The sequence below is a fragment of the Siphonobacter sp. BAB-5385 genome (assembly GCF_002261125.1).
Lineage (GTDB): Bacteria > Bacteroidota > Bacteroidia > Cytophagales > Spirosomataceae > Siphonobacter.
Genome location: NZ_NMPS01000041.1, coordinates 40,657 through 47,676, shown reverse-complemented (window position 1 = coordinate 47,676; position 7,020 = coordinate 40,657). Strand labels below are relative to the sequence as shown.

5 protein-coding genes and 2 pseudogenes are annotated in these 7,020 nt (G+C 43.9%); 4 read left to right on the top strand and 3 right to left on the bottom strand.

Annotated elements, in window-relative coordinates; genetic code table 11:
- Positions 1-619: 619 nt before the first annotated feature.
- The 3 genes and pseudogenes from BWI93_RS27400 (at position 620) to BWI93_RS28495 (ending at position 3,469) form a co-directional block, all read left to right on the top strand.
- Positions 620-1,099, top strand: a complete 480-nt coding sequence (locus BWI93_RS27400; RefSeq protein WP_141217348.1) for a hypothetical protein — start codon at positions 620-622, stop codon at positions 1,097-1,099.
- 430 nt (positions 1,100-1,529) lie between these two features.
- Positions 1,530-3,136, top strand: a pseudogene (locus BWI93_RS03945) (glycoside hydrolase family 97 catalytic domain-containing protein); the annotation flags it as partial.
- Positions 3,125-3,469, top strand: coding sequence for a glycoside hydrolase family 97 C-terminal domain-containing protein (locus tag BWI93_RS28495; protein WP_255157717.1), 345 nt, complete (start codon positions 3,125-3,127; stop codon positions 3,467-3,469). The pseudogene BWI93_RS03945 and the gene BWI93_RS28495, both read left to right, overlap by 12 nt.
- 503 nt (positions 3,470-3,972) lie before the next feature.
- On the opposite strand, the gene BWI93_RS03940 is transcribed toward BWI93_RS28495, so the two are convergent.
- The 3 genes and pseudogenes from BWI93_RS03940 to BWI93_RS03930 all read right to left on the bottom strand — a co-directional run bounded on the left by BWI93_RS03940 (position 3,973) and on the right by BWI93_RS03930 (position 6,101).
- Positions 3,973-4,398, bottom strand: a complete 426-nt coding sequence (locus BWI93_RS03940; RefSeq protein ID WP_094808856.1) for a response regulator — start codon at positions 4,396-4,398, stop codon at positions 3,973-3,975.
- 437 nt (positions 4,399-4,835) lie between these two features.
- Positions 4,836-5,162: pseudogene (locus tag BWI93_RS03935) on the bottom strand (response regulator); the annotation flags it as partial.
- 309 nt (positions 5,163-5,471) lie between these two features.
- On the bottom strand, positions 5,472-6,101 hold the full coding sequence (locus BWI93_RS03930) for an MCP four helix bundle domain-containing protein (RefSeq protein WP_094808854.1): 630 nt from the start codon (positions 6,099-6,101) through the stop codon (positions 5,472-5,474).
- Positions 6,102-6,767: 666 nt separating this feature from the next.
- On the opposite strand from BWI93_RS03930, the gene BWI93_RS03925 reads away from it, so the two are divergent.
- The gene (locus tag BWI93_RS03925; protein WP_094808853.1) at positions 6,768-6,977 is read left to right on the top strand and encodes a hypothetical protein; all 210 of its coding nucleotides are present in this window, start codon (positions 6,768-6,770) and stop codon (positions 6,975-6,977) included.
- Positions 6,978-7,020 lie beyond the last annotated feature (43 nt).

The following is a 7,020-nucleotide window of genomic DNA, read 5'->3' as shown; positions in this document are numbered from 1 at the left end:
AACGGCCAAGGGGAAAGGCCCCAAGAATCGCACCAAATACCTGGCCAAGAGTTTGGGACTGGACAAGCTGGGCTAAGGATAAGTAACAGGCCTGAATTAGAAGCGGTTTAAAAGTTGATATTCTTCCGTTGCAATTTTTTCAGTGATTCAATTAGATTAATCCAGATAATAAAATAGTTATGATTTCAATGTATGAGTTTCAAGATAGTACAGGAAAGAGACTATAAAATATAGTATTCCGATTTAATAACGTAATAAAAACGTTTTAAAGCCAATAAGTAAGTTAAAATTTGTCCAAGCTGTAATCGATTGCAAATCGTACTTGTTGTTTCAAATCGTTACTAAAATTCGAATTACATCGATTGTTACAACACTAGTCATTGAATCCTTGAGAAGGAGGGGCGGATTTTTAAGTTAAGAGCTTATTACGGTTCGAACCCAAACAAATAACCTTTTCCCTATAGATTCAATGACAGAAATTAGTTTCTTCGTAGAAAGATTTGTCCATACCACAGCAGATTCTTAAAGCCCACGATTTACTCCCTATCAACAGTAGATTAAGCCCCAAAATAGTGTTCTGATCGGCCAGTGATCCATTTCTACCTCTAACCCTATCTGTATGAAATACCCACACCCTGCTTCTTGCCTTTTCTTTGGTTTACTAATGGCGTTCTGCTCTATTTCGAACGCTTCGGCCCAGTACCAGTCCACGGACGTGTCTGGCTCCCGTTCGGCTAACGCCCTCATACTTGCACGACTGATCAAAGAACATGCCTTCTTTACCGGGGGAGTCATGGGCTTCAGGTATGATACGCATGTCAATGCCACCCAGGGCCTCAAACTCTACGTCAGTGAACAAATGAAAATCTACGGTAGCTGGAGTACTCCTGACCTGTATTACATTGATTTCGAGCAACCGATTAAAACTGATGAGTTAAAATTGCATCGAGGCAAAAAGGGATACTTTACACTCGAGGCCTCCAAACGAATTACCAGGAAAGTAAAACGACGCGTCAGAAACGGTCAGGTCAAAGAACGGGAGCGAAACGCTCGTTTGTACATCGTTTTCGCCGCTAAAACGAAAGAAACGTACGGTTGATTATGAACAATTACATAATCAAATCGCTGATCTAATTAGCCAGTTGACTGAGAACTAATGCATCTAAGCAATAAAAGAGTATTGAATGAGATTACTGTTTGGTAACGATTGTAATCTTTGAACAATGTTCAGGTACTATTCTATAATTTTTACCAAAAAACAGAGTAAAAGCTAATAAATTATCAAAATATAGTCACTATTCGTCAATACACCGCTGGCCCTGTTACCCTGAAACCAGGTACTTTGCAGGCATCTATTTCACACGATTGCCCTGAATAAAGCCTCTCTGGTAGTTGAATCTTCAGCATACGAAACGTTTCGCTAATTGCGTGAAACGGCACCATTCTATCGTAGGTGGTCGAATGTATTTGCCATGATTCAGTACTGAGGGTCCTGGTTATTTCTTCAAACCCTTCTGAAAATTCGTTCAATGAAATTCTGGTTTGCTACCCTTGCTTTAAGCCTGATCCTTAGTTTTCAGGGTCTATTCGCTCAAGTCATTACAGCTGAAAGTCCTGACAAGTCCCTTGTAGTCAGCCTCTCTTTACAGGCGGAAAAGCTCACGTATAAAGTGACATACAAAGGCACGCCAATGCTTGAAGAATCTCCGTTGGGGCTAGTAACGAATGAAGCCGATTTCTCCACTGGGCTAACGTTTCTGAGCAAAGAGGAATCCAACGTAGACAAGCAGTATACGCAGGATCGAATTAAGAAGTCAGCCATTCATTACACGGCGAATAAACTCGTTTGTCACTTCGAGAATGCCCAGAAAAATAAAATCAGCATCGTTTTTCAGGTCAGTGACCACGATGTGGCTTTTCGGTATGAACTGCCACGCTGGAAGGACCGTACGGTTTGTGTCGTTGAGAAAGAACTAACGGGCTACCGGTTTCCATCGGTCACAACCACCTTTCTTTCTCCCAACATGAAGCCCATGGCGGGTTTTGCCCGTACTACCCCTAGTTACGAAAGTGGATACAGTATCGACGCAACCATGACCGGTCAGCCTTCACGGCCCGAAGGATATGTGTTTCCTGGTTTGTTTCGCATGGGAACCAAGGGCTGGGTATTGTTGTCTGAAACCGGAGTAAGCAGTCAGTTTTGTGCTTCGCATTTGAGTCAGTATCAGGATGGACTATACACCATTGCGTATCCGAGTATGGCCCAGAACAACGGTTTTGGTAGTTCCGGGGCGGCCGTCGCCCTGCCCGGTGCTACCCCCTGGCGAACCATTACCGTGGGTCAGAACCTGCAACCGATTGTAGAAACCACGATTCCTTTTGATCTGGTAGAACCCCTGTATCAGGCTTCCAAGCCTTACAAATACGGAAAAGCAACCTGGAGCTGGATTGTGTGGCAGGATGCCAGTATGAACTACGAGGATCAGGTAAAATTTATCGATCTGGCCAGTACGCTTGGCTACGAGTATATCCTGATGGATGCCCTATGGGACACGAAGATTGGCAAAGAACGCATGGCTCAACTGCTCGACTATGCTCGCTCCAAGAACGTTGAAGCCTTTTTATGGTACAATTCCAACGGATCCGCTAATGATGCACCCCAAGGACCCCACAATAAAATGAGTACGGCCATTGAACGAAAAAAAGAAATGAAGTGGCTGCAACAGGTAGGGGTAAAAGGGATCAAAGTAGATTTTTTGGCGGAGATAAGCAGGAAACCATGCGTTTGTACGAGGACATTCTTTCCGATGCGAATGATTATCACATCATGGTTGATTTTCACGGTACTACCTTGCCCCGAGGCTGGGAACGCATGTACCCAAACTATGTGGGTAGCGAAGCAGTACTGGCTTCGGAGATGCTGATTTTCTCGCAGGATACTCGCAACAATGAGGCTATCTACGCTTCTCTGCATCCTTTCATTCGGAATACCGTGGGCAGTATGGAATTTGGAGGTGTATTGCTTAATAAATACCTCACCAAGAGTAACAAAGAGCGTAACAAGCGTTTAACGACGGACGCTTTCCAATTGGCCACGGCTGTGCTTTTCCAGAACCCGGTTCAGATGTTTGGACTTACGCCCAATAACTTAACCGATGTACCTGCCTTTGAACTGGACTTCCTGAAGAAAGTACCTACCGTTTGGGACGAGACGGTTTACGTAGATGGTTATCCGGGCCAATACGCCGTGATTGCCCGCCGCCACAGAAACCAGTGGTACATCGCGGGCGTCAATGCCCAAAACGACCCTTTGACCCTGAAAATCCAGCTACCCATGTTGGCGGGAAAAAAGGCTCAGCTATGCAATGACAACGCCTCTAAAGAAACCTACACAAAAGAAGTTCAGATCAAGCAGAATGGTGAATTAACGGTTGAGATACAGCCTAATGGCGGGTTTGTAATCCATTAATCTTCCTTTTCTTATTGATACTTTCCAAACAGTCCATCGTTTGTGATGCGAGGTAGTGTTTAGCTTGAATTTCAACTTAAAACTTTTATAATCCTTACCCTGGGTTTACTCTGGTTGAGCAAAGTATCCGTATAGCTGTATTCAGTTTATGAAGAGCATTACTACCGGCCCAGGGGGGCCTGGCCAGGTAGCAGAACGGTTTACTGGAAACAGTAGGCCGTTTTTGTATTGCCCGAACAAGTATCGGCTCGTATGAACTAGCTTCTTTATACTCATCCTAATCTACGTTGCCCGTCAGGCAAGCGTATACACTGGAGATTGCTGCCAGAGTGAACTCGTCTACGATCGCGGACCCGGCATGGAAGCCCGTAAATCCAGAACTCAAGGGTTTTCGCTTAGGCCTGAACCCACGCTGCTTCAATCAACCTATTTACGCTTACCAGCCAATGAAAAGGCTCTTCAGGTCGTGTCTGAAGAGCCTTTATTGACACATCGTGTTTTACTTAACTAGGTTTTTGTGGCAAGTGAGTGGTTTGTAACCAGAACTTTTGTACACTATCCCAAAAATCTTTCAACTCTACGTAATGACTGGGTTTCACTACATATCCGTTTACGCCGAGTCGGTAAGCGGTCTGAATCACTTTTGAATCCTCAGAAGTCGTCAGAATTAAAACGGGTAAGGTTTTCAGCTGTTCATCTTTTCTAATTCGCTCCAGTAAGGACAAACCCGTCAAACCGGGCATGTTAATGTCGAGCAGCAACAAAGAAGGCCAGGTACCCGCCTGCGTCAGGAGTTGCCAGGCTTCTTCGCCGTTATTCACAAATTCCAAAACAAAGTTTCGGGGAGCTTCATTAAAAGATTCCCTAAGTAAGAAACGATCATCTTCGTCATCTTCCGCGGATACTATTAAAAATGATGTTTCTGCCATATACTAAAGCAATTAGGAACTTATGGAGCGGGGCTGTCGAGACCCTTAGTATCTGCTGATGAATTTTATACGAAATTGTTTTACTCGAAAAAGCTTAACTCGTTCAATCAAAAGCTTTTTCAAGATCATAGTTAGTTGCACGGTATACACCGGGGAACGCTCAGACTCTCTCTCCGAAGCTGCTTTTTGTGAACGAAGCAGAAAAGGGTAAGCTGTTCCTTTTTTCAGGCGAAAAACAAAGGTCTGCTTTCGTATAGAAAGGGCGGTGAACAGGGAATGTGTTGCTAAACGCAGTAATTCAACGAATCGTCTCTCATTAAAACTATCGCAAATAACTCATGGATTTGACTACGGACATTCCATTTACCCTTAGAACCAGTCAAAGGTAGGAGAATAATCAACGATTATCAAATAACAAGGAGATCACTCAAACTGGGTTAGTCATTAACAGTTGGTATTTGAGCACCGCGGGACCAAAACATCGTCAGTGAAGACCAGAAGTGAAGCATCTCACTCAGATCCTCGGGTTTGCTTAAATAGGCATTCACGCCCCGCTCGTAGGCCTGATTTTTCAGCTCTTCAGAAGTAAACATAGAAAACATCAACACGGGTACATGATGATACCGGGGCGATTCTTTCAGTTCAGTGAGCAACTCAAGACCATTAATTCCGGGCAGGTCGTAATCCAGTAAAATCAACAAAGGCCGGTAGATCGGTTGTTGCAAGTATTGCTGGGCCTGTTCCGCAGAAGAACACACTTCAAACTGAAAGGCTGCCTGACTTCGCTCGTACCTATTTTCAGCAACTCCTGATAATCAGGATTATCTTCAACAATTAAAACGGTAGGGTTTGGCATAACGGATACGAATAAAAAGGCACCAGAACTGGTGCCTGCTAAAAAATCATGCAAGAAAACGCTTTCATCAAAAACAAACAAAAATCACCCCAGGTTCGGAACGTGAAGACGGGGTGATTTTAGCAATGTATAGCTTACCTAACAGACTGATTGCAAAAAAACTCGCTTAGTTCCGTATTATTACGAACTTACGATTAGCCAAAAGTTCTATTTTTCACTAAAGCTTCCAGAAAAGAGCCAGTGAAATTAACAGCACCAGGCCAATTTGCAGGGCGGTTAAGACATAAATGTAGTTCGACTGACCATTGGATTGGTTCAGCAATTCCTGACCAACTTTCACTTGTAAAGCCGATAAATCCGTCAGTGTCTGGATGACCTGACTGAAGGCCGTATTGCCCCTTCCGACGAAGAGAATCTGTTGGGCTTGCGGCGAGTCCGTCAGGTTCCTGGTCAGGTCTCCCTCTAATTGGTTGTAAACTTCCAGCCGTTGCTTGAGTAAGTCAAACTGCTCGGCCTCTTTATGGGTCAGATTGGTTGCAACGAACTCTGTCATTAGTGAATCGATCTGGCGATTGGAACGATCCAGAGCATAGGTTACGGCGTTGGGTTCCGGCTTGGTTTTGCCAAGCATATAGGACTCGAGCAGGAGCCGCTTGCTATACACCTGTGAGGTTAGTTTAGCAATAATAGCCGTTGGAACCAGGCGATCTTTATAAATGGAGACCGAGGCTTGCTGAATCTGATTAACACTACGTCGACTGAGAAAGATACTGGTCAGGATTAAGCCCAATAAGCTGGCAATCAATAAAGAATTTCTTAGGATTGGGTTATTACGAGGTTTTTCCATACTATAAACGAAGCTAACGATGGTAGTTGAGCAAATCTAAAGCTGATCATAATGGATCTGCCTGGCCATCGGGACGGGATAAAATTAGTGTTGCAATTCTGTAAGCTTGATGCCCAAGATAAGCAATAGCGACTGAAATGACGACCATTTACAAACATGATGTTTACTTTTTAGATCGTTTTATAGGAAATACAAAAGACCCATTGGTAAATCATATCAGATATAGATTACCTTTCTATCAACCGCTCCAAAGAGCACTTTTACCAGAAAAATCAACTAGTTAGGCGTTTGAAAACAATTATGAAAAAGCGAATTTTGATTTAAAATTCTTTTACAGTACGTCGTTTATAGATTGGTCCGTTGCCGTAATTAAAGCTATTTTTAGCTTTGTTACTCATTTCACTTCAACGATTGCTTTGTAAATTTTTGGCGTATTATCTACCAGATTAGATTCAAAATTCAGTGAATTTCTGTTTTTAACTGGGTCAATCTGAACCATAGTAAGCCTTTCCATCTTTCTACTGTTTAACTCACCTAACGGGTTTGGTGTACTTTTCCCTCAGGCATGGCACGAACGGATTTACAACAAAACTTATCACCTGATTCACTCGCTTCAGTTTACGTGCCGACACGGGTGAGACCCTTTGCTTTGAGGCTTATTCGCCCGTGCTCAGTCGCTGGTTCGATGTGTACGTCTTTGCGTTAGGTACGTCGGCTAACCGGCGGGTGGCGGTGCTATTTAGCAATACTACCGAACGCAAGCGGCAGGCCTTTCTCTTCAAGCTGGCCGACGCTACCCGGTCCTTAACCGCTTCGGCTGACATCATGACTACGGTTGGTGAATCGGTTGGTACTTATTATAAGCTTGGTCAGTAGCGAAGCTGGGCGGGTTTGATGGACACCTGCTCAAGCCCATTGA

Coding starts and splice junctions, on each gene's coding strand:
- BWI93_RS27400 (WP_141217348.1), top strand. CDS start 620: ATGAAATACCCACACCCTGCTTCTTGCCTTTTCTTTGGTTTACTAATG.
- BWI93_RS03930 (WP_094808854.1), bottom strand. CDS start 6,101: ATGGAAAAACCTCGTAATAACCCAATCCTAAGAAATTCTTTATTGATT.
- BWI93_RS03940 (WP_094808856.1), bottom strand. CDS start 4,398: ATGGCAGAAACATCATTTTTAATAGTATCCGCGGAAGATGACGAAGAT.
- BWI93_RS28495 (WP_255157717.1), top strand. CDS start 3,125: ATGTTTGGACTTACGCCCAATAACTTAACCGATGTACCTGCCTTTGAA.